Here is a 21,616-nt window from a genome sequence, read left to right as displayed (position 1 = left end):
AACGGCGCCTTGTGGATTGCGAAACGGGCGCAGCTGGCATTCCTGCTGACTGCGCCCGTCGTGCGTGCTGGGGCTGGTGGTGACCCGTCACAGTGGTGCTGCACCTGTGCGGTGTGTCCCCGGCGAGTCGGGTAGTCGGTTAGTCGGTTTCGACGCCGAGTTCGCCGAGGATGCGGTTGAGGTCGTTGATCGAGGCGAAGTCGACGACGATCTGGCCCTTCGTCTTGCGGAGCGAGACGCGCACGCGGGTGTTGAGCTTGTCGCCGAGGCGCTCGCCGACCTCGTCGAGGTAGCCCGTGAGGCCGCCCGTGGGCCTCTTCGCGGGTACCGTCGGGCGACGCGTCGTGTGCTTCTGCGCGGCAGCCTCTGCGGCGCGCACAGAGAGGTCCTCGTTGATGATTTTGTCGGCGAGCTGCGTCATCTGGGCGGGGTCGTTGACCGAGAGGATGGCGCGGGCGTGGCCGGCGGAGAGGACACCCGCTGCGACACGGCGCTGCACGTCGACAGGGAGGCGCAGGAGGCGGATCGTGTTGCTGATCTGCGGGCGCGAGCGTCCGATGCGCTTTGCGAGCTCTTCCTGCGTGATGCCAAAGTCGTCGAGGAGTTGCTGGTAGGCGCTGGCCTCTTCGAGCGGGTTGAGCTCGGCGCGGTGCAGGTTTTCGAGGAGTGCGTCGCGAAGCATGTCCTCGTCTGCCGTGCTGCGGACGATGGCGGGGATGGCTTCGAGGCCGGCTGCGCGGGAGGCGCGGAGGCGGCGCTCACCCATGATGAGCTCGTAGTCGGCGCGGTCGGCGCTCGGGTGGTCGCTTTGGATGGGGCGGACGACGACGGGCTGGAGGACGCCGAATTCCCGGACGGAGATGGTGAGCTCTTCGAGGGCTTCTTCGTCGAACTCAGTACGCGGCTGGCGGAGGTTCGGGGCGATACGGCGGGGGTCGACCTCGATGAGCTGTGCGCCGGGGACCGGAACGAGCTCGGTCTCGGACGTCTGGTTGGTGTCCTGCTCAGGGGCCTGTTCGGCGGCCTGCTCGGCACGTGCTGCAGCGCTCCGCGAAGTGCCGAGGAGGTCGGCAGTCGCGTCCATCTTTGCATTGGTGCGCGACGATGTACGTTCGAGTGCGGGGACGGATCGACGCGTGCGAGCGGATGCCCGCGGGCGCTCCGTGGGAGCCGCCTTCGGGGTCGTGTCGGCCGCTTCGTCTGCGGCTGTTGGGTTCGTGGTCGAGGCCTTGCGCGTCTTCTTGGCAGAGGCAGGATCGGTGGACCTGCTCGTGCGCTTCGTTGCCGTCTTTGGGGCTGCCTCGGGCTGTTCAACCGTGGCAGCAGGGGCTGCTTCGGCGGATGCTTCAGTGCGCTTGGTGGTGGCGCCAGTTCCCTGTGCTGATGGGGAAGTCGGAGTGACGTTCCCATCTGTGTGCGTCGATTCTGGCTGTCCCGGGAAGAACACGTCAATCGGGCGGTCACCGGCCGGCTTCGTGGGGATGAGGGCGCCAATGCCTCGTCCGAGGCCGGTGCGCTTCTTCGTCGCCATGATCTACTTTGCTCCTCGTTGTGCGATTTCCAGAGCGGCTTCGCGGTAGGCGACGGCGCCGCTCGAGTTGGGGTCGTAACTGATGACGGTCTGCCCGTAGGACGGTGCTTCACTGATGCGCACCGATCGAGGAATTGAGCGGTTGAGCGTCTCGTCGCCGAAGTGCGTACGAACTTCTTCGGCGACCTGCTGGGAAAGGTTGGTGCGACCGTCGAACATGGTGAGGAGGATGGTCGAGAGGCGCAGCTCGGGGTTGAGGTGCTCCGAGAGCAAGTTCACGTTGTTAATGAGCTGGCTGAGGCCCTCGAGTGCGTAGTACTCGCACTGAATCGGGATGAGGACTTCACGAGCGGCGACGAATGCGTTGATTGTCAGGAGACCGAGCGACGGCGGGCAGTCGACAAAGATGTAGTGGAACATCGTCTCTTCGCTGTTGGTGGCAGCGAGGAGACGGGCGATGGCCTGACGGAGTCGGTACTCGCGGTGTTCCAGCGTCACGAGTTCGATTTCCGCGCCGGCGAGGTCGAGGGTAGCGGGCACTCCCCAGAGGGTGGGGATGTCCGGGCACTGCTGCATGAGGTCCTGCAGCGGAGTGGCATCAATGAGGGCTTCATAGGAACCAGCGGTGTCGCCGCGGTGCTCGATGCCGAGGGCCGTGGATGCGTTGCCCTGCGGGTCGAGGTCGATCACAAGGACTCGGGCGCCCTGTTCAGCGAGAGCGGCTGCGAGGTTGACCGCCGTAGTGGTCTTCCCGACGCCACCCTTCTGGTTCGAGACGGTGAAGACGCGAGTGTACTTGGGAAGAGGGAACTCGCTGTTGACCAGGGATTTCTTGCGCTTGTGGAGGTCGCGGAGTTCGCGGGCAATCGGCGACTCGTCAAAGTTGTCATCCGTTACTGGTGCGGCGTTGGCTTCGGTGGTTTCACGTGAAACGGACATCTCGTTCGACGCGGAGGCTTCGTTGTTCTCGGGTTCGGTGGATGCCACCTGAGTGGTCACATCCACGGCTTCGACCGAGTTCGACGTCGTGTCCTTGGGCTTCTTCTTCCCCACGAATCCTCCTTGGTTGTCGTGTCCTCGATTCTGCCTCATCAGGCTGACTCACGCAGAGTGTTTCACGTGAAACTGTGGAGACTGAACGGACTTCGGGGCTGTGAATTGATCAGCCAGACGGGCACGAAGTCAGAGCCCTTGAGCCGCTTCACGTGAAACACGGTGCTCAAAGGTTCCACTGCAACGCATGGTTCAGCGCTGAAATGACTGGCTCACTGCCTCAACCCCACTCGGTGACGCTGTGACGTGTGTACACCCCACGTACTGCACCTCTTCACACTGGAATAGGGCTACGGCCCGACATCGGGTTCCCCCGGACCTGGGTTGTTGTCACCGCGTCCCGCACAGAGCACGTCCTACTCCATCTACACAGCGCACCGACTGTCCCTCCCTCAACGGGGACGCGCTCACGAGTTCTCGCCACCAGAGCGCTTTTCCTCACTTGATTCGGCTTTTGCGTGATGGAATTCTCCATAGTAGCCAGGTGATTTCATCCCTCGCAGATGGCACGACCGCGCAGTTTTCCACGGCTTCCGGAGCCAGCAGCCGCATCGGCCTTTGTGTTGTGCTTCGTGCTCACTTGAGCCTGGAAGTTTGCATCCCCGCAGAGGGGCGCATGTATGTCTCTGAACTTCAGACCGCTCGCGGTCTAGGTTTCACGTGAAACACCCCGTTCCGATGCGGCACAACCACCCCACGCGCAAACCGATTGACACAAACGCGTCCCAACCTGTTTTAGTTCAACCGCTATCAGGCATGTTTCACGTGAAACGCAAACGTCCTGCGCCCTCTGCAGCCACCGAACTCGCTGTTTCACGTGAAACAGCAATCCTCCTGGTCCGCGCAACCGACGATCGTCTCCGGGAGAATGCGGGGATATAGGCAACACGCACCATTTCATATCCCGGCTCCAACGCCGGCGCCGCCAATCACGGGAAGGCCAGTTTCATGCTAAACATCAGAACTCGTTCCCACCGCCGACGGAGTTGGCTACCACTCGTCACCCCCTTCGTGCCCATGCAATCATTCCTTCTCTCCGCGAACGGACTGAGTTGAGCCGTCAACTACCCGACAGGAAACTACATGACGCAAGGAGTGAACAGCCCGTCGACCAACTTGGGGAATTTTGTCCCGACCATCCCTCACCCAACACTCAGCGGACCGCCTGGCGCTTCATGGACCTGTTTCACGTGAAACGCGCCAGCGAACCAGTCCATCTGTCCAGCTTTCGCACATCGTCACTCCGTCAGTGCCCGCCACCGACTGAACTTCGCCGCTGCAGTTCGGCACATAAGGTGCTGATGCGCTCTATAGGGGGAATCGCGCGTCCGACTCTCACTGCATTCGCAACCAAGTCAGCAGCAGCGGACTCAAACAGAGAGGCCTTGGCTTTCACACTGCCGACGGCACCTGACTAAGGCAGGCACGACCGAGCGCGTAGTGGGGCCCGAGTAATGTGTTTCACGTGAAACGGGCATCCTCCGCGAACGAATGTGGAGAGCAATTGGCACCGACGGCCAACGGGTGACTCTCCGTTGACTGATCATGGTGCTGATCCAAACCAACCGCGTACATGCGATGGACCACAAGACGTTCAGATGTTGAGTGGATTCAGCCCACCGACACGAAGGCAAGACTGCCCGACTACTCAGCGGGCGACTAACCCTGGCAAGCCAGCTGAGGGACCGCTCTACAGGGTGGAAAGTCAGGCCCTCTGCAATTCAAGCGACAAATGTACGACATTTCACGTGAAACGTTTCCATGCCACCTAAAGCCACAGGAAGAGGGCGAGCGGCGTTCTGCGTGTGTGGCGCCAGAAATGAATACAACGCATGCACGCACCTTACGACGTCCCATTTCGGGGATCGAGGCGTGCTCACTGGCATGCAACAACAACACACCAAAGACATAGAATCATGCTGTGACCGGGTCTTTTCGCCAATTCATGGTGCCATGGAGAGTCACCGCGCTCCGGAAGCCATGCACCTGAAGGATTCGCTGTCGACTGCTCGGCCCGTGGTTCTCATCTGGTCACAAGTCGCCACTCGGCCCGGCACACCACGCTCATCAGACGTCCCACACACGTGGAGGCGACATGAGCCAGCAAGGGAAGTCACCCAGCCAGGAATGACAACAGGTGAGTGCATCGAGCCGCTCAAAGCATTGCTCGCCTAGAGATGACCGTGCTCAGGTGCTGACTCAAGGGCTCACCACTACTCAGGTCCGTTTCACGTGAGACGCCACACGCATCCAGATCCCACAACGATCCGAGCCGCTTGTCCCACCCTCAAACAGAAGAGCGGACCGGACATCACCGACCCGCTCCACGCACAACTCCGATCAAACTACTCCGCCGTGGCTCGAACGACCCGCGTGCTCTCCGTGTCGAGGTCCACACCGAGCTCCTCCACACGGACATCCACGAGACCATGCTTGCGAATCACCTTCCGCGCAGCCTCGATCTCGGCCTCAGCAGACTTCCCTTTGAGCAGCACGAGCTCACCACCGTGCACCAGCAGCGGCACTACGAGCGGAATCAGCTTTGACAAGGCCGACACTGCACGCGCCGTCACCTGGTCTACGGTCAGCACATCGTGAAGCTCCTCTGCACGAGCCCGCTCAACACGAACGTTCTCAAGTTCAAGACGATCCATACTCCGCTGCAGCCACTCAACGCGTCGCTCCATCGGCTCCACGAGCACAAACTCAACATCCGGTCGAGCAATCGCAAGCGGAATACCGGGCAGACCAGCCCCCGAACCGATGTCCGCTACTCGACCACGAAGCAGGGGCGCTGCCAACACCGAGTTGATGATGTGCCGCGTCCACAGACGCGGATACTCGAGCGGACCGAGCAGCCCGAGCGGCTCCCCGTGGCGAGCCAAGTCATCAGCGAACGACCGAGCCAACTCAATCCGGTCACCAAACAGCTGCGCGGCAACCTCCGGCTCCTGCTCCAAATCCTCCGGCAGGGGATAGCTCACTTCGTCTCCTCGATCGTCAACCAAACCGATGCCCGTCGCCCAGGACAAACAACCAGGGGAGAGGCCTCACACACCATCGTCGCACGCGCACTGCGCCGCTCCGGAGTCGACGCGAATTTGACTCTATCCGCACGCTCACGGACTCCCCGCAGGCACCCCACGAACCCACCACCGAACTTGTCCACACCGACTGTGGAAACCTTGGTGGATAGCGTGTGGACCGCATCCACACACTGTGGAAAATCAATGTGATCTCCACCGGTCATCCCACAGAAACACTGGTCACTCCTGCTCGAATTCGCATCGATGCGCAACAATCTGCACAGCTGTGTAGCTTGTGGATAACTTCTGTGGATGACACCTCAACCGGCATGTCTCACAACACGAACCCCACGCTCCACAAACCCCACCTGGGGGCACCAATCGCACGTTCAAACGGTGCGCACCCACCTTCGAAACAAGACCCAAGCCCACCGGCCCGGAAGAGACCGGAACCGAACGCAACGGCACACACAAACAACAACCCGCCCGAAGCACCAACGCTCCGAGCGGGCCAACAACCACGAGCACATCACTCGCGGCGAAACGTAGCTACGCGCGACGAAGAATCGGGTGCCGGTCGCGGCCTTCACCCTCCGACTCCGAGATAAGACCCTTCTCCGCAGCCAGATCGTGCACGATCTTGCGTTCGTAGGACGACATCGGCGGCAGTGCGGCCGTCGCGGCACCTGCCTCAAGCTTCTCGAAGGCCGAGTTCACGAGCACCGCAAGCTCTGCACGGCGAGCCTCACGCGAACCAGCAACATCCAGAATGACGCGCGAGAACTCACCCGTCTCCGCCTGCACGGCAAGACGCGTGAGCTGCTGGAGCGCCTCGACCGTCTCCGGGTCGCCAAGCTTCGAGAGGTTGCTGTCCTCTTCCTCGCTCGTAATCGCGATGAGCACACGGCCATTGCCCTCGTCGATGTCGAAGTCACCATCGATGTCGGCGATGTCGAGGAGTTCCTCGAGGTAGTCGCCGGCGATGTCAGCCTCGTCGCGGGCCTGGTCCGATCCCGACTCCGACTCCGAAGCCACCTCCGGTGTTGAGCCCGCCTCCACACGAGCCTTCGCCGAATCCTGCGTCACTTCATCCGCATCGGCGCGAACGTCACGCTGCTCGGGGTTGAGCTCGTCCTGGAGGTCAGTAGTCATGGGGGCTCCGGCTTTCTCGAGGTGTGGAACGTCCAGCCTAGCGGGAAGGCCCGCCAAGCTCACCCCAGAAACAAGCGTGGGGCAAGACCACCAGGCCTCGCCCCACGAACTCACCTACCAAGCGGCGGCGAACTACTTCTTCTTTCGCTTCTTCGCGCGCTGCTTGCCGATCGGCTGCTGACGCTGCGTCGAGGTCGAGCCTGCGGCGGCACCCTCAGCACCATCCTCGTTCTCCTCGACCCACTTGCCCTTCGCACGAAGACGAGCCTCGCGAGCCTTCGCAGCCTCCGAACCCGGCGTCGGCATGTTGCGCACGACGATCCACTGCTGGACGAGAGTCCAGAAGTTCGAGATGAGCCAGTAGCACATGAGGCCGATCGGGAACAGCACACCCGAGATCGCGAAGGTGAGCGGCAGGATGTAGAGCATCATCTGCTGCTGCTTGAACATCGGCGACTGCTTCGTCGCCTCCGAGATGTTCTTCGACATGATCTGCTTCTGCGTGAAGAACTGCGAAGCAACCATGAGCACGATCATGATGACCGCGAGGATCTGCACCATCGCGTTGCCGTTCGCGGTACCGAAGGTCGCGCGCAGCGGCACGGTGAAGATCGTTGCGTTCGAGAACAGGGCAGCAAGTTCCGTGTTCATGAGGCCCACACCAGGCTGCTGGTGCTGGGCCGTGTTGATCACGTTGTAGAGACCGAAGAGGATCGGCATCTGCACGAGTATCGGCCAGCAACCCGCCATCGGGCTCGAACCCGTGCGTGCGTACACCTCGGTCGTCTCGCGACGCATCGCCTCCATCGAGAACTGGTCGCGCTTGCCTTTGTACTTGTCCTGAATCTTCTTGATCTCGGGCGCCGCAAGGAGCATGTTGCGGGACGACTTGATCTGGCGCACCGTGAGGGGAATCATCAGCGAGCGCACGACGACGACCAGACCCACGAGCGAGAGGATCCACGTCCATCCGTTCGCCGGGTCAAGACCAATCGAGGTCCACAGCGTGTGGAATCCAACGAGGATGAGCTCGATGATCCAGCGGAACGGCCAAAGGATGAGGCCGAAAATATCTGGCATGAGTGTGGTGGCCTTTCGGTCAGCGCGTGGGTTGTGACTCGCGACCCGCTGAGGTCACGAATCCGTTCGAAGAGATTCGGTAGGGGAACGATTCTGCCGGTGCCGGCACATCGTCGATGCCACCGCGAGCCCAAGGATGACAGCGGGCAATGCGCCGAACGGTCATCCACGATCCTCGAATCGCACCGTGCCATTGCACGGCTCTCACACCATACGCCGAACACGTCGGGTGATACCGGCACACATCCCCGTAGAGCGGTGAGATGAGTGTTCGCCAGGTGAGAAAGAACGCGAGGATGCAGTTGCGGGGGAGCAGGCGCAGCGTCTCAGGCACGGTTCGGCTCCGCTGCGAAAGTCGGCGTCGAGGTCGACAACACGGCCGGCTGGTCGGAGGGACGGCGACGATTCTCGCGCTCAGCTCGCTTCACGGCCCGGGCAATCGCACTTCGAGTGCCAGCTTCGAGTGCGGCGAAGTCGAGAGCAACCGCTTCCGGATGCACGCGGATGATGACATCCACGCCGGTGGGGAATTTCTCCAGCATCCCGGCCGTAATCGCCTTCAAGCGTCGGCGCATCCGATTTCGGACGACAGCGACGCCCACCCGCTTCGTGATGATGAATCCAAAGCGTGTGGGCGTCGAGAAGTCTTCATGCAGCAGCGCCGAGATGGTCATGCCGTCGGCTCCTGCGCGTGCGCCACGTCGGACGGTGAGACGGTAGTCATCTCCGTCGGCGATGCGATGACGCCGAGACAGCACCGGAACTACGCGGTGAGCTTTGCGCGACCCTTGCGGCGACGCGAGGCGATGATCGAACGACCAGCGCGCGTGCGCATGCGGAGGCGGAAGCCGTGCACCTTGGCACGGCGGCGGTTATTGGGCTGGAAGGTACGCTTCGACATGGAAATCTCCGTGGTGGATGAATCGCACGGCGTTCCGTGCGGTGAAAGCATGTAGGCCCGGGCGCGGGCATAACTGCATCAGCGTACGCCCCGGCACTCGGCCACGTCAACCATACGTGGCGCAACGCGGGATTCTCTACCGCATGTCGAGGCATTCGCCGGACGACACGCCGCGGTCTCCAAAACACGTTGTGCACTTCAGGAATTTCTCCTCTATCCTGGCTCGACGCCGCTTGTTTATGCACAGTCGCGGCTTGGTTGTCCACAGCTTTTTGTGGATAACCTTGTCTCCGCACCCGCTCACTGTGTTGACAAGAGGCTTCTCGCGTTGCGCACATCCCCCAACATCGGTGTGCAACACGACCTCAGTCATGCCTTGAAACACCCCAGACGGAAGGAGCGGGAACGTGACCACGGACCCGGCAGTCAACGTCTGGAATCAAGTCCTTGACATCCTCAGCTCGGATGAGCGCATTCGCGCCACCGACAAGGGCTTCCTTGGCCTTGCCGTGCCGAAGGGTATCCTCGCCGGCACGATCTACCTCGAGGTCCTCAACGAACTCAACCGCACGATGCTCGAAGGCAAGATGCGGGTCCCGATTCTTGAAGCGCTCGCCGCAGTCGACAGCAGCGAACAGGTGACGAACTACGGCGTCGTAGTGAACCCGGATGCGCTCGATCACGCAGCGCCCCGCTCGGAGGCATCCCCCTCGCGCCCGGCGGAACCGGCTCGTGCTGAAGAACCGCGCGAACCGGCCTCCCATGAACGTCCCCGCCCAGCAGCAAGCAGCGAGTTTGAGCGTGGCAGCGACTACGAACGTCCCGAATCTGTGGCGAACGCCTTCGCCGAACTCCCGCACCGCCGGCCCGCAAACCCGGACTCGCGCCTGAACCCGAAGTACACCTTCGACAGCTTCGTCATCGGCAGCTCGAACCGCTTTGCCCACGCGGCCGCAGTCGCGGTCGCTGAGGCGCCGGCCCGCAGCTACAACCCGCTGTTCATCTACGGCGAATCAGGACTCGGCAAGACCCACCTCCTCCACGCGATCGGCCATTACGCCGAGGCGATGTACCCGGGCATCCATGTCCGCTACGTCTCGAGTGAAGAGTTCACGAACGACTTCATCAACGCGATCGCGAACAACCGCGGCCAGTCGTTCCACGCGCGCTACCGCGACATCGACATCCTGCTCATCGACGACATCCAGTTCCTGCAGCGTCGCGACGAGACCCAGGAAGCGTTCTTCCACATCTTCAACACGCTCCACGACCACAACAAGCAGGTTGTGATCACGAGCGACCTGCCCCCGAAGCGCCTCACGGGCTTCGAGGACCGGATGCGTTCCCGCTTCGAGTGGGGTCTCATCACCGACGTCCAGTCGCCCGACCTCGAGACCCGTATCGCGATTCTTCGGAAGAAGGCACAGGCCGAGAACCTCACGATTCCGGACGAGGCGCTCGAGTTCATTGCGAACCGTGTGACGAGTTCTATCCGTGAGCTTGAGGGAACCCTCATCCGCGTCATGGCGTTCGCGAACCTCAACCGGCAGCCGATCGACGTGAAGCTGTGCTCCAACGTCCTCAAGGATCTCGTCGGCGATGACGAGCCGAACATTGTCTCGCCGGTCGACATCATCAACCACACTGCGCAGTACTTCCGGCTCACGGTCGACGACTTGCATGGTTCGAGCCGCTCCCAGGCGATCGCAACGGCCCGCCAGATCGCGATGTACCTCTGCCGAGAGATGACGAGCCTGTCACTGCCGAAGATCGGTCAGCTCTTTGGTGGCCGTGACCACACTACGGTCATGTACGCGCACCGAAAAATCACGAAGCTCATGACTGAGCGTCGTGACGTGTACAACCAGGTCACAGAGCTCACGACGCGCATCCGACAGAACGGATTCCAGCGGTAGCTGCCCGCTGCTTCAGGCCCCGCACAACCGTGCGGGGCTTTTTCGCTTGGGAGCACATGTGCAGTAATGGCAGTATTTGGAGCTTCGAGACGCACCATGCCTTGAAGGCCCAAATACTGCCATTTGTGCACAGCGCGCCGCTTCCTGACCCGTGTGGAACAACTTGTGTAACCCCCGGCGGGTCTTCCACAGCCGATGTGGATAACTCCGTCCCGACTGTGCACAGCTTTTGTGACTCCACGAGACACCGCACGAGCCTCAACAATCGATCCACGCTCAAACCACATCTTTCACGGATGTAGTTCCCTCGAGAGGACAGCGAACTCGGCACTTGTCCACAGTTTCCACACGGGCTACGAGGAAGACGACAAATCCCAATCTCTTCTTTTTGAATCGATGACATGTGCACAACTTGTCGTTCGAGCGTTCCAAGCGCTCGCAAAACGAAAGACAGCTTGGACAAGTACGATGGGATGCCCCTACGAGAGGATCAGCCGTGAAGTTCGTCGTCAATCGTGACCTCTTCAGCGACGCCGTGTCGTTTGTCGTGAAGCTGCTGCCCCAGCGCCCGACCTCGCCGATCCTCGGTGGTGTCATGATTGAGGCCACCGACGGCCAGCTCTCGCTCTCGTCCTTTGACTACGAGACTTCGAGCCGCACGAACGTCAAGGCTGAGATTGACGAGATCGGCACCGTGCTCGTCCAGGGCCGCCTCCTCAACGAGATCGCGAACCGCCTCCCGATGGCTCCGGTTGAGGTGTCGCTCGATGACGCTGGCGTGCAGATCCGCTGTGGTTCGGCCTCGTTCCACCTGCCGACGATGCCGCTTGAGCAGTTCCCGAAGCTTCCAGAGGTGTCGGGTGTCTCCGGCAAGGTGTCGGGTCAGGCTTTTGCTGAGGCCGTCTCGCAGGTTGCGGTTGCCGCATCCCGCGAGGATGTCGCCCCGGTCATCACGGGTGTGAACCTCACCCTTGGCACGGACGAGCTCGGTCTTGTCGCCACCGACCGTTACCGTGTCGCGGTGCGTCAGCTCGAGTGGGAGAGCGAATTCTCGGAGCCGGTGAGCGCCCTCGTCACGGCGAAGACCCTCTCCGAGGTGGGTAAGGCGTTCGGTTCGGCCGAGCACGTCACGATCACCTACGTCACGATCGAAGAGCGTCACCTCGTCGCCTTCACCGCGAACAACCGCACCGTCACGAGCAACCTCATCGCCGGCAAGTTCCCGCCGGTGGAGCGTCTGTTCCCGAGCGAGACCCCGCGCTACGCAGTGCTGCAGGTGTCGGAGCTCGTGGATGCGGTTCGCCGCGTGCAGATCGTCATCGAGCGTGAGGCAGCTCTCCGCTTCACCTTCGCGCAGGATGGCACGACCCTCGAGGCGATCGGTTCGGAGCAGGCCCAGGCAAGCGAAGACATCGACTCGACCCTGCAGGGCGACGACATTGTCATTTCGCTGAAGCCCCAGTTCCTCCTCGACGGTGTTGGCGCGATCCACGCCGAGTTTGTGCGTATCGCGTTCACGAACACCGACAACCCCTCGAAGCCTGGCCCGGTGCTCCTCACCGCGCAGACCTCGCGTGATGCAGGCGAGAGCGCTTCCTTCCGCTATCTCCTGCAGCCGAACCTCCTCATGCGCTAGTGCGGATTTCCAAGCTCGAGCTCGTCGACTTCCGCAACTATGAGCGAGCGTCACTCGAGTTCGGCGAGGGCCCGCAGCTGCTCGTCGGCCGAAACGGTCAGGGCAAGACGAATCTTGTCGAGGCCGTCGGGTATCTCGCGACGCTGAGCTCACATCGGGTGTCCTCGGATGCCGCGCTTGTGCGCCACGGCGCCGAGTTTGCGATTGTTCGGGGCGAGCTTCGTCACGAACAGCGCTCCATGTCGATCGACGTGCGCGTGCAGAAATCGGGCTCGAACACGGCGAAGGTGAACGGGCGCACGGTCAAGGCGCGGGAGCTGCCGCGGTACTTCACGACGGTGCTCTTTGCGCCTGAAGACTTGTCGCTCGTGCGCGGCGACCCGTCCACGAGGCGCGATGTTCTCGACCAACTCATTGCGACCAGATCGCCTCGCCTCGCCACGGTCATGTCGGACTACGAGCGGGTCCTCAAGCAGCGGAACTCCCTCCTGAAGTCCGCTCGGGCGACGGGCACACGCGGCGCAGAACTCGCGACGCTCGAAGTGTGGGATGACCGACTCGTCGGCCTGGGATCACAGCTGGTTGCCGCTCGCATCCAGCTCGCCGCGGAACTCACGCCCTACGTGCAAGCCGCCTATGCACGCCTCGTCGGTGAAGATCACGGCGCAGGGCTCAGCATGCGCCTGAGTGTCCTTGCCCACGCCGGCAGCGTCATTACTGACGAACAAGATGAGGATTCGCACCTCGAAACCGGCGGCGACATCACTCTCGAGGAGATTGAGGAGCGCTTCGCCGCACGCCTCGAGGAGCTTCGTCCACGTGAACTCGACCGCGGGATCAGTCTCGTCGGGCCCCACCGCGACGACGCCGTGTTCTGGCTCAACGGCCTGCCCGCACGCGTGACCGCAAGCCACGGGGAATCGTGGTCCTTTGCCCTCGCCCTGAAGCTTGCGGCGGCAGAACTTGTGCGTCGGGAGTCTCGCGCGGGCGACCCGGTGCTTATCCTCGATGATGTGTTCGCTGAGCTCGATGCCCGGCGCCGCTCGCGTCTCGCCGAGGCGATCGGCGAGTTCGAGCAGGTGCTCATCACAGCGGCAGTGCTCGAGGACGTGCCGGATGCGCTGCGACATCATGCCATCCACATCCGTTCCGGCCACATCGTGCCGGTACCGGATGCCGAACCCGCGCGCGGTACCGAGGAGACCTCAGCAGGTGATGCCTCGTGAGTGAAGCAGCCGAGGTGTATGCGCACTTCCGCGAAGTGTTTGGCGGCAAAACGACCTCGCTCCGCGCGCGACTTCGACGCCTCAAGGCGGAAGAGACCGCGGGGGATGACGAGCGATCGGAGCCGTTTGGCCCGGGACGCGACCCGGTTGCGGTTGGGGATGCGCTCGACCGACTCCTCACGACCTTCTCCTGGTCGAAGCCGATTGCGGAGGCGGATCTTGTTACGCGGTGGCCGGAGATTGTGGGCGCGGAGGTCGCGCAGCATGCGGTGGCGCTGCACTTGGATAAGGGAGTGCTTGTCGTCCAGTGCGACTCGACGGCATGGGCGACGCAGCTGCGCACCCTCCGCACAAGCCTCGTGACGAAGTGCGTGCAGGCGTGCCCGGATGCGGGGATGACGTCCATCCAGTTCCTGAATCCCGGGGCGCCTTCGTGGAAGCACGGTCGGCGGTCCGTCCCGGGCCGAGGAGTCCGAGACACCTACGGCTAGGTCGCTCCCGCCGCTGGTCTCGATACACCGGGCGTTGCCCGGCATCGCCGGATCGAGTAGGGCGTAGCCCGTATCGAGATCTCGAGCACCTCAGTCCTAGCGCTGACGGGCGTAACGGAAGATTTACCCCCAAATACCCCTTGTTGGCCAAAATTCATCGCCTCCAGGGCCCGTCAGGCCCCGGAAAATTGGGCTTTCGCGGTAGCATGGAGGGTCCGTATTTTGGGGTGAGCTGACGGCTCTCCCTGCGTACGACGCTCGCAACCCCCAAAGGAGCCCGCCAACATGACCGATGCATCGACCGGCCAGCCCGAGCAGCCGAAGGATCACAAGGATCACCAGCTGAAGGGCACCACCAAGGTCGAGGCGAGCTACGGCGCCGGCCAGATTCAGGTACTCGAAGGCCTTGAAGCCGTGCGCAAGCGCCCCGGCATGTACATCGGTTCGACCGGTCCCGAGGGCCTCCACCACCTCGTCTACGAAATCGTCGACAACTCGGTCGACGAGTCGCTCGCGGGCTACTGCAACGACATTGAGGTGAAGATCCTCGCCGACGGTCGGGTGCGCGTCACCGACAACGGCCGCGGTATTCCGGTCGAAACCCACCCGGTCGAGGGCATCTCCACGCTCGAGGTCGTCCTCACGAAGCTCCACGCCGGCGGCAAGTTCGGCGGCGGCGGATACGCGGTCTCGGGTGGTTTGCACGGTGTCGGCTCCTCCGTCGTGAACGCCCTCTCCTTCACCTTCTCGGCTCGCGTGAAGCGCGACGGTTTCGAGTGGGCCATGGACTTCGAAAACGGCGTCCCCACCGGCCCCATCCGCAAGGGTGAGGCAACCGACGAGACCGGCACCGAGATCACCTTCGAAGCGAACTCCGACATCTTCGAGACCGTTGAGTACGACTACGAGGTGCTCCGCCAGCGCTTCCAGCAGATGGCATTCCTCAACCGAGGGCTCCGCATCACGCTTATTGACGAGCGCGACCAGTCGAAGCTCGAGAACGTCTCCGGCATCCGCTCGGTTACCGACATCACCGAATCCGAGACCGAACAGTCCACGGAAGAGGAAGCCACCGAGACGGCCGAGGCCCTCGCCGAAGGCGAGACCCAGCCCGAGGCAGCCAAGGAGTCGAAGGGCCCCCGCAAGGCCGTCTTCAAGTTCGACCGCGGCCTCGTCGACTACGTTCAGCACCTCGTCAGCCGCAAGAAGATCCAGCCGGTACACGACGAGATCATCGAGGTCCTCGCCGAAGACACCGAGCGTCGCATCTCGCTCGAGCTCGCCATGCAGTGGACCGAGGCGTACTCCGAATCCATCCACTCCTTCGCAAACACGATCAACACGAAGGAGGGCGGCACGCACCTCGAAGGCTTCCGCGCCGCACTCACGACGGTCATCAACCGCTACGCTCGCGAAAAGAATCTCCTCAAGGAGAAGGACGAAAACCTCTCCGGTGACGACGTCCGCGAAGGTCTTGCCGCGGTCGTCTCCGTAAAGCTCGGTGAACCGCAGTTCGAGGGCCAGACGAAGATGAAGCTCGGCAACACGGAGGCAAAGTCCTACGTGCAGCGCGAGCTCGGCCAGGCACTCCAGGACTGGTTCGACCGAAACCCGGCCACCGCGAAGGACATTGTTCGGAAGGCCACCCAGGCATCCGCCGCCCGCCTTGCCGCCCGCCGCGCCCGCGAACAGACCCGCCGTAAGGGCCTGCTCGAATCGAGCGGAATGCCCGGCAAGCTCAAGGACTGCTCCTCGAAGAACCCCGCCGAATCCGAAATCTTCATGGTGGAGGGTGACTCGGCAGGTGGCTCGGCCGTCCAGGGCCGCAACCCCGCAACCCAGGCGATCCTGCCCCTCCGCGGCAAGATCCTGAACGTCGAAAAGGCCCGCATCGACCGGGCCCTCCAGAACGCGGAAGTACAGGCGATGATCACCGCCTTCGGTGCTGGCCTCGGTGACGACTTCGACCCCGAGAAGGTCCGCTACCACAAGATTATCTTGATGGCGGATGCTGACGTCGACGGCCAGCACATCACGACGCTGCTGCTCACGCTCCTCTTCCGCTACATGAACCCGCTCATCCAGCTCGGCTACGTGTACCTCGCACAGCCGCCGCTCTACCGCATCAAGTGGTCAAACGCTGATCACGAGTACGCCTACTCCGACAAGGAGCGCGACGGCCTGCTCGAGAAGGGCCGCGCGGAAGGCAAGCGCATCCCGAAGGACAACGGCATCCAGCGCTACAAGGGTCTCGGTGAGATGAACTACCAGGAACTCTGGGAGACGACGATGAACCCGGAGACGCGTCAGCTCCTCCAGGTGACGGTCGCCGACGCAGAAGCCGCCGACGAGGTCTTCGCCACGCTCATGGGTGAGGACGTCGACTCGCGCCGCGCCTTCATCCAGCAGAACGCACACGACGTGCGCTTCCTCGACATCTAACCGGCCCTGTGCCCGAGACAGACTTCCGCGACGAACGACGCAAGGTGAAACATGACTGACGAGACTGAGCTCGAGACCCAGGAGCCCAAGAACGACCGCATTTCGCAGGTCGACCTGCAGCTGGAAATGCAGCGCTCCTACCTCGACTACGCGATGAGCGTCATCGTGGGTCGAGCCCTCCCTGAGGTGCGCGACGGCCTGAAGCCCGTCCACCGCCGCGTGATCTACGGCATGTTCGACGGCGGCTACCGCCCCGACAAGTCGTTCTCGAAGTGCTCGCGCGTCGTCGGTGACGTGATGGGTCAGTACCACCCGCACGGTGACTCGGCGATCTACGACGCCCTCGTTCGTCTCGTGCAGCCGTGGTCGCTGCGCTACCCGCTCGCGCTTGGTCAGGGCAACTTTGGTTCGGCCGGTAACGACGGCGCTGCAGCCCCCCGTTACACCGAGACGAAGATGTCGCCGCTCGCAATGGAGATGGTCCGTGACATCGACGAGAACACCGTCGACTTCATGGACAACTACGACGGTCAGACCCAGGAGCCGACCGTCCTTCCGGCACGGTTCCCGAACCTGCTCGTGAACGGTTCGGTGGGTATCGCGGTCGGTATGGCCACGAATATCCCGCCGCACAACCTGCGTGAGGTGGCTGAGGGCGCCCAGTGGCACCTCGCGAACCCGGATGCTTCGCGCGAAGAGCTGCTTGAGGCGCTCATCCAGCGCATCAAGGGCCCGGACTTCCCGACCGGTGCGCAGATCCTCGGCCGCAAGGGCATCGAGGACGCCTACCGCACGGGCCGCGGTTCGATCACGATGCGCGCCGTCGTCTCGATCGAAGAACTCCACGGCCGCACCTGCCTCGTCGTCACCGAGCTGCCGTACCAGGTGAACCCCGACAACCTCGCGATGAAGATCGCGGAGCTCGTGAAGGATGGCCGCATCCAGGGCATCGCCGACATCCGCGACGAATCCTCGGGTCGCACCGGTCAGCGCCTCGTGATTGTCCTCAAGAAGGACGCGATCGCGAAGGTCGTGCTCAACAACCTGTACAAGCACACGCAGCTGCAGGAGAACTTCGGCGCGAACATGCTCGCCATCGTCGATGGTGTGCCGCGCACGCTCCCGATCGACGGCTTCATCACCGCGTGGGTGCAGCACCAGGTTGAGGTCATTGTTCGTCGCACTGAGTTCCGCCTCAAGAAGGCCGAGGACGAGGTCCACATCCTGCGCGGCTACCTCAAGGCACTCGACATGCTCGACGAGGTCATCGCGCTCATCCGCAACTCGCCGACCGTCGACGACGCGCGCAAGGGCCTCATGGAGCTGCTCGATGTGGACGAGCTGCAGGCGAGCGCCATCCTCAACCTCCAGCTGCGTCGCCTCGCCGCGATGGAGCGCCAGAAGATTCAGGACGAGGCCGACCGCCTCGAGCGCCTCATCGCCGAATACAAGGAGATCCTCGCCTCGCCGACGCGTCAGCGCGAGATCATCTCGGAAGAGCTGCAGGAGATCGTCGACCGCTTCGGCGACGAGCGCCGCACGCACATCATCCCCGGTGGAGACGGCGAAATGTCGATCGAAGACCTCATCCCCGAAGAGGAAATGGTCGTCACCGTCACGCGTGGCGGCTACATCAAGCGCACCCGCTCGGACGCCTACCGTTCGCAGCACCGCGGCGGCAAGGGCGTGCGCGGTGCGCAGCTGAAGGCTGACGACATTGTGAGCCAGTTCTTCGTGACGACCACGCACCACTGGCTGCTGTTCTTCACGAACCTTGGCCGCGTGTACCGCGCGAAGGCGTACGAGCTCATCGAGGGCGGCCGGGATGCGAAGGGTCAGCACATTGCGAACCTCCTCGCCCTCCAGCCGGGCGAAGAAGTCGCGCAGATCCTCGACGTCGAAAACTACGAGCAGGCCGAGTACCTCGTGCTTGCCACCCGTTCGGGTCTCGTGAAGAAGACGCGCCTCTCGGAGTACGACACGAACCGCCAGGCCGGCATCATCGCCGTCAATCTGCGCGAGGGCGACGAACTTGTGGCCGCAATGCTTGTGGATGCGACGGACGACATCTTCCTCGTCTCGAAGCAGGGCATGTCGCTGCGCTTCAACGCAACCGATGAGGCACTGCGCCCGATGGGTCGCTCGACCTCGGGTGTGAAGGGCATGTCGTTCCGCGAAGGCGACGAGTTGCTCGCGGCGGCGGTCATGAACGATCCCGCGCAGAGCGTGTTCGTCATCACCGAGGGTGGTTACGCGAAGCGCACGCTCGTTGAGCAGTACCGTGTGCAGAAGCGAGGCGGCCTCGGCATCAAGGTCGCGCAGCTCACGGATGACCGCGGTGACCTCGCCGGTGCGCTGCTCGTGAACGAGGACGACGAGGCGCTCGTGATTCTCGCCTCCGGCAAGGTTATCCGCTCGGATGTCGCCGAAGTGCCGGCGAAGGGCCGCACCACGATGGGGGTCACCTTCGCGCGCATGGCGGCTGGGGACCACGTGATCTCGATCGCACGCAACTCGGACCGGGCGTTGGATGAGGATGACGCGGCTGACAACGAGGGTTCAGGCTCCGATGCTGTCTCGGGTTCGGAAGCTCAGCCGGATGCATCGGTGGATGCCGCCGCTGCGGCGGTCGTCGGCATCGCATCCTCCTCGGATGACGACGGTGTCACTCGCGCGGCAGACGAGTCGGGTGCGGATGGTGTGACAGACTCGGATGCATCGCCGGAGACTGTTTCATCCGACGACGACGATACGGAATAGGGGACCGCTGAATGACGAGCGTCGCAGACCGGCTTGCCCAGAAGACGAGCCGCAAGACCGCCAGTAAGCAGGTGCGTTTGCGCCTGGTCCACATCGACTACTGGTCGGTCGTAAAGCTCGCGCTGCTGCTCGCGGGATGCGCGCTCATCATCGGGCTCGTCGTGACCCTGCTGCTGTGGCTCCTGCTTGAGCAGACCGGTGTCATCAACTCGGTGAACCAGCTTCTCAACGACGTCACCGGCAACAAGGGTGGAGCGGATGCGGTGACGATCGACAAGTTCATCAACCTGCCGCAGCTGCTCATGTTTGCTGGCGGGGTGGGCCTGCTCAACTTCATCGTCTACCCGGCACTCGCGGCCGTGTGCGCGTTCCTCTACAACCTCACGGTGCGCGTCACCGGCGGCATCGTCTTCGGCTACACGAACGGCTAGGAGTCAGGGGCCGGAGGTCCGGGGCGGGTCATCGCGCATCCCCGCGTTGACGCATCCCGCCCTGTGCCGTCGCGTCCCGGACGGCGTCCTCCCGCATCCCTCCGCTGACGCATCCCGCCCCCCGGGCCGCTTACTCTTCTGCTTGAGATGCCAAACTGTCCGTCCGGTGCCAAACGTTGGCGACGCACGGACAGTTTGGGCGCAATTTTCCGGTGGTTGGGATGTGCTCGGGAGGCGCGTGAGCGTCGTGCAGGGATGCCTCGGGACCACGTGACACGCGGAGTTGGCGCTCAAGAGGATGTGCTGTAAGGTAGGGAAGTCGCTTGCGCGACGGTACGGGGCTATAGCTCAGGCGGTTAGAGCGCTTCACTGATAATGAAGAGGTCCCAGGTTCAAGTCCTGGTAGCCCCACGGTCACTGCTCCGGCAGTGATTTCCCATAACGGGGCCTTAGCTCAGTTGGTAGAGCGCCTGCTTTGCAAGCAGGATGTCAGGGGTTCGAATCCCCTAGGCTCCACAAGTTTGAGGGCCCCGAAAGGGGCCCTCTTTCGTTTGGTTGTCTGGTGTTCCTGCCTCAAGCACGGACTCGCTTTCGTGCGCGACGATGGTGACATGACGCGTCCACCCCAGCTGCACCGCATCGCGACGCCCGAAGCGATGGAGACTTGGCGCGCTTCCTCACTAACCATGCACGAACGCGCAGTGCTTCGCCGAGGCGAAGATGACTGGCTGAGCCCCGCCGACATCGTGAGCGTCCTCGTCGAATCGGGACTACAGAATCCCCACGTGATCACCGAGCAGGCGATGGACATCTTCGTGAGGCTCGTTGCCCGCGGCGATGTTCGGGCGGGTCGGATCGACAGCACCAGCTTTATCCCCACGGACGCGGAACCCGCGACCGTGATCGAGACGTGTGTGGCCGAGTGGCGAGCACTGGCCCCGAGACTTCCGGGACCAGGCGAGATCACCTGGCTCGACCTTGCTCAGGATCAGCCTCGGAGTAAACCCGCTCACGGTCCCTACGAGCTAGGCCGGAAGCAGCCGACGACGGACTGCGAGACACTAGAGGTATGACGAGTAACGAGAACGAGCCGAAGCCGAGCCTCCGCGAACGACTCCAGCCGATCGTGGCGTGGCTTGTCGTCATCTGCTTTCTCGTGACCGTCATCGCGTTCTGCATCACGACCTTCGGCCAGCTTTGGATTCAAGGATGGACTGGCGAGCAGACCGAAATGTGGTTCGTCGTCACCGGCATCGCGGGCATCGCGGGGCTCCTTAGCGTGCTCTGGCTTGCACTCCTCAAACGAGGCGAATCTCGCTAGAACACTGGCCAGCCCGCCACCATCCCGGAGCACGCGAATGCGCCCCACTGGGCGACTGCATCTCACGCGTTTGGCGGATGGTGCGGCACACAGCATCCGGCACACTCAAACCATGTCATTGGTCTTGGCGCTCATCGGACGGACGTTCCGGAACCTCGTCGCAGGGTTCGTTCTTGCTGCCATCGGCATCATCATGGTCCAGAACGCTCTCGCAGAAACCCACGCGATCAGGGAATACGGCCTCTTTGGCCTCCCCGAAACGAACGCCCAAATGTTCTGGTGGGGCATCACACTTGGGCCGGTCCTTGCACTCCTTGGATTCGGGATTCTGCTCGCAAAGCTGACGGGGCGAGGCGAAGGAGCCTTCTCGGCACTCGTCGCTGGCGGCACGCTCTTGATCTACAGCGCGCTCGTGCTCGGCGTGAATCTCTACGCGATGGGTCAGCTTGCCGGTGACACGAATGTCAACCCCGACTTCATTGGCAACCTCATCCTCGGAGGGGTCCTCGCTCTCATCGCCGTTCTCCTCCTCTTGGTGGGATTCGTTCTACGGAGAGAACTTGGGCCTTACGTACAGAAGATGTCACGCGACCAGAGCTGGCGCCACCGCGGCCCGAACTCATAGGTCTAGGCGCAACACGTCCGCCTTC

At 62.7% G+C, this 21,616-nt stretch carries 18 protein-coding genes and 2 tRNA genes; 12 read left to right on the top strand and 8 right to left on the bottom strand.

The features are described from left to right. Positions 1 to 139 precede the first annotated feature (139 nt). The 8 genes from ZAL01S_RS04110 to rpmH all read right to left on the bottom strand — a co-directional run bounded on the left by ZAL01S_RS04110 (position 140) and on the right by rpmH (position 8,743). A complete protein-coding gene (locus ZAL01S_RS04110; RefSeq protein WP_244875332.1) occupies positions 140 to 1,084 on the bottom strand; it encodes a ParB/RepB/Spo0J family partition protein in 945 nt (314 codons plus the stop codon). Between the two features lie 450 nt (positions 1,085 to 1,534). Then, positions 1,535 to 2,470, bottom strand: coding sequence for a ParA family protein (locus tag ZAL01S_RS04105; protein WP_066080245.1), 936 nt, complete (start codon positions 2,468 to 2,470; stop codon positions 1,535 to 1,537). A gap of 2,459 nt (positions 2,471 to 4,929) precedes the next feature. Next, the gene (gene rsmG, locus ZAL01S_RS04100; RefSeq protein ID WP_066080242.1) at positions 4,930 to 5,556 is read right to left on the bottom strand and encodes a 16S rRNA (guanine(527)-N(7))-methyltransferase RsmG; all 627 of its coding nucleotides are present in this window, start codon (positions 5,554 to 5,556) and stop codon (positions 4,930 to 4,932) included. A gap of 603 nt (positions 5,557 to 6,159) precedes the next feature. Further along, positions 6,160 to 6,762 carry a Jag family protein gene (locus ZAL01S_RS04095; protein ID WP_083523050.1) on the bottom strand — a complete coding sequence of 201 codons (603 nt, stop codon included), beginning with the start codon at positions 6,760 to 6,762 and terminating at the stop codon, positions 6,160 to 6,162. A gap of 132 nt (positions 6,763 to 6,894) precedes the next feature. Next, positions 6,895 to 7,842 (bottom strand): membrane protein insertase YidC, encoded by a 948-nt coding sequence (yidC, locus tag ZAL01S_RS04090; protein ID WP_066080124.1) that lies wholly within the window; start codon positions 7,840 to 7,842, stop codon positions 6,895 to 6,897. Positions 7,843 to 7,861: 19 nt separating this feature from the next. Next, the gene (yidD, locus tag ZAL01S_RS09735; RefSeq protein WP_083523049.1) at positions 7,862 to 8,176 is read right to left on the bottom strand and encodes a membrane protein insertion efficiency factor YidD; all 315 of its coding nucleotides are present in this window, start codon (positions 8,174 to 8,176) and stop codon (positions 7,862 to 7,864) included. Then, positions 8,169 to 8,600 carry a ribonuclease P protein component gene (rnpA, locus tag ZAL01S_RS09730; RefSeq protein ID WP_083523048.1) on the bottom strand — a complete coding sequence of 144 codons (432 nt, stop codon included), beginning with the start codon at positions 8,598 to 8,600 and terminating at the stop codon, positions 8,169 to 8,171. The genes yidD and rnpA overlap by 8 nt, the downstream gene beginning before the upstream one ends. A gap of 5 nt (positions 8,601 to 8,605) precedes the next feature. After that, entirely contained in the window at positions 8,606 to 8,743 is a 138-nt protein-coding gene (rpmH, locus tag ZAL01S_RS04080; protein WP_066080121.1) for a 50S ribosomal protein L34, read from the bottom strand. A gap of 407 nt (positions 8,744 to 9,150) precedes the next feature. On the opposite strand from rpmH, the gene dnaA reads away from it, so the two are divergent. The 12 genes from dnaA to ZAL01S_RS04020 all read left to right on the top strand — a co-directional run bounded on the left by dnaA (position 9,151) and on the right by ZAL01S_RS04020 (position 21,591). Further along, a complete protein-coding gene (dnaA, locus tag ZAL01S_RS04075; protein ID WP_066080119.1) occupies positions 9,151 to 10,659 on the top strand; it encodes a chromosomal replication initiator protein DnaA in 1,509 nt (502 codons plus the stop codon). 496 nt (positions 10,660 to 11,155) lie between these two features. Then, positions 11,156 to 12,295: a DNA polymerase III subunit beta gene (gene dnaN, locus ZAL01S_RS04070; RefSeq protein WP_066080116.1), complete on the top strand. Its 1,140-nt coding sequence runs from the start codon at positions 11,156 to 11,158 to the stop codon at positions 12,293 to 12,295. After that, on the top strand, positions 12,295 to 13,521 hold the full coding sequence (recF, locus tag ZAL01S_RS04065; protein ID WP_066080113.1) for a DNA replication/repair protein RecF: 1,227 nt from the start codon (positions 12,295 to 12,297) through the stop codon (positions 13,519 to 13,521). The genes dnaN and recF overlap by 1 nt, the downstream gene beginning before the upstream one ends. Beyond that, a complete protein-coding gene (locus ZAL01S_RS04060) occupies positions 13,518 to 14,012 on the top strand; it encodes a DUF721 domain-containing protein (RefSeq protein WP_066080110.1) in 495 nt (164 codons plus the stop codon). Before recF ends, ZAL01S_RS04060 begins: the two co-directional genes overlap by 4 nt. A 285-nt stretch (positions 14,013 to 14,297) precedes the next feature. Further along, complete coding sequence (gyrB, locus tag ZAL01S_RS04055; RefSeq protein ID WP_083523047.1) at positions 14,298 to 16,454, top strand: DNA topoisomerase (ATP-hydrolyzing) subunit B; 2,157 nt, start codon at positions 14,298 to 14,300, stop codon at positions 16,452 to 16,454. 51 nt (positions 16,455 to 16,505) lie between these two features. Then, positions 16,506 to 19,214 (top strand): DNA gyrase subunit A, encoded by a 2,709-nt coding sequence (gyrA, locus tag ZAL01S_RS04050; protein WP_083523046.1) that lies wholly within the window; start codon positions 16,506 to 16,508, stop codon positions 19,212 to 19,214. Positions 19,215 to 19,225: 11 nt separating this feature from the next. Then, positions 19,226 to 19,645: a DUF3566 domain-containing protein gene (locus ZAL01S_RS04045; protein WP_066080106.1), complete on the top strand. Its 420-nt coding sequence runs from the start codon at positions 19,226 to 19,228 to the stop codon at positions 19,643 to 19,645. 337 nt (positions 19,646 to 19,982) lie between these two features. Then, positions 19,983 to 20,056 (top strand) — tRNA-Ile (locus tag ZAL01S_RS04040). A 32-nt stretch (positions 20,057 to 20,088) separates the two neighbouring features. After that, positions 20,089 to 20,161, top strand: a tRNA-Ala gene (locus tag ZAL01S_RS04035). 95 nt (positions 20,162 to 20,256) lie between these two features. Beyond that, complete coding sequence (locus ZAL01S_RS04030) at positions 20,257 to 20,718, top strand: hypothetical protein (protein WP_066080101.1); 462 nt, start codon at positions 20,257 to 20,259, stop codon at positions 20,716 to 20,718. Continuing rightward, on the top strand, positions 20,715 to 20,966 hold the full coding sequence (locus tag ZAL01S_RS04025) for an LPXTG cell wall anchor domain-containing protein (protein ID WP_066080098.1): 252 nt from the start codon (positions 20,715 to 20,717) through the stop codon (positions 20,964 to 20,966). The genes ZAL01S_RS04030 and ZAL01S_RS04025 overlap by 4 nt, the downstream gene beginning before the upstream one ends. Before the next feature lie 112 nt (positions 20,967 to 21,078). Beyond that, positions 21,079 to 21,591: a hypothetical protein gene (locus tag ZAL01S_RS04020; RefSeq protein ID WP_066080096.1), complete on the top strand. Its 513-nt coding sequence runs from the start codon at positions 21,079 to 21,081 to the stop codon at positions 21,589 to 21,591. The last annotated feature ends 25 nt before the right edge of the window (positions 21,592 to 21,616 follow it).

The organism is [Zimmermannella] alba NBRC 15616 (assembly GCF_001570905.1).
In the GTDB taxonomy this organism is placed as follows: domain Bacteria; phylum Actinomycetota; class Actinomycetes; order Actinomycetales; family Microbacteriaceae; genus Pseudoclavibacter; species Pseudoclavibacter albus.
This window is presented reverse-complemented; position numbering and strand designations above follow the sequence as displayed.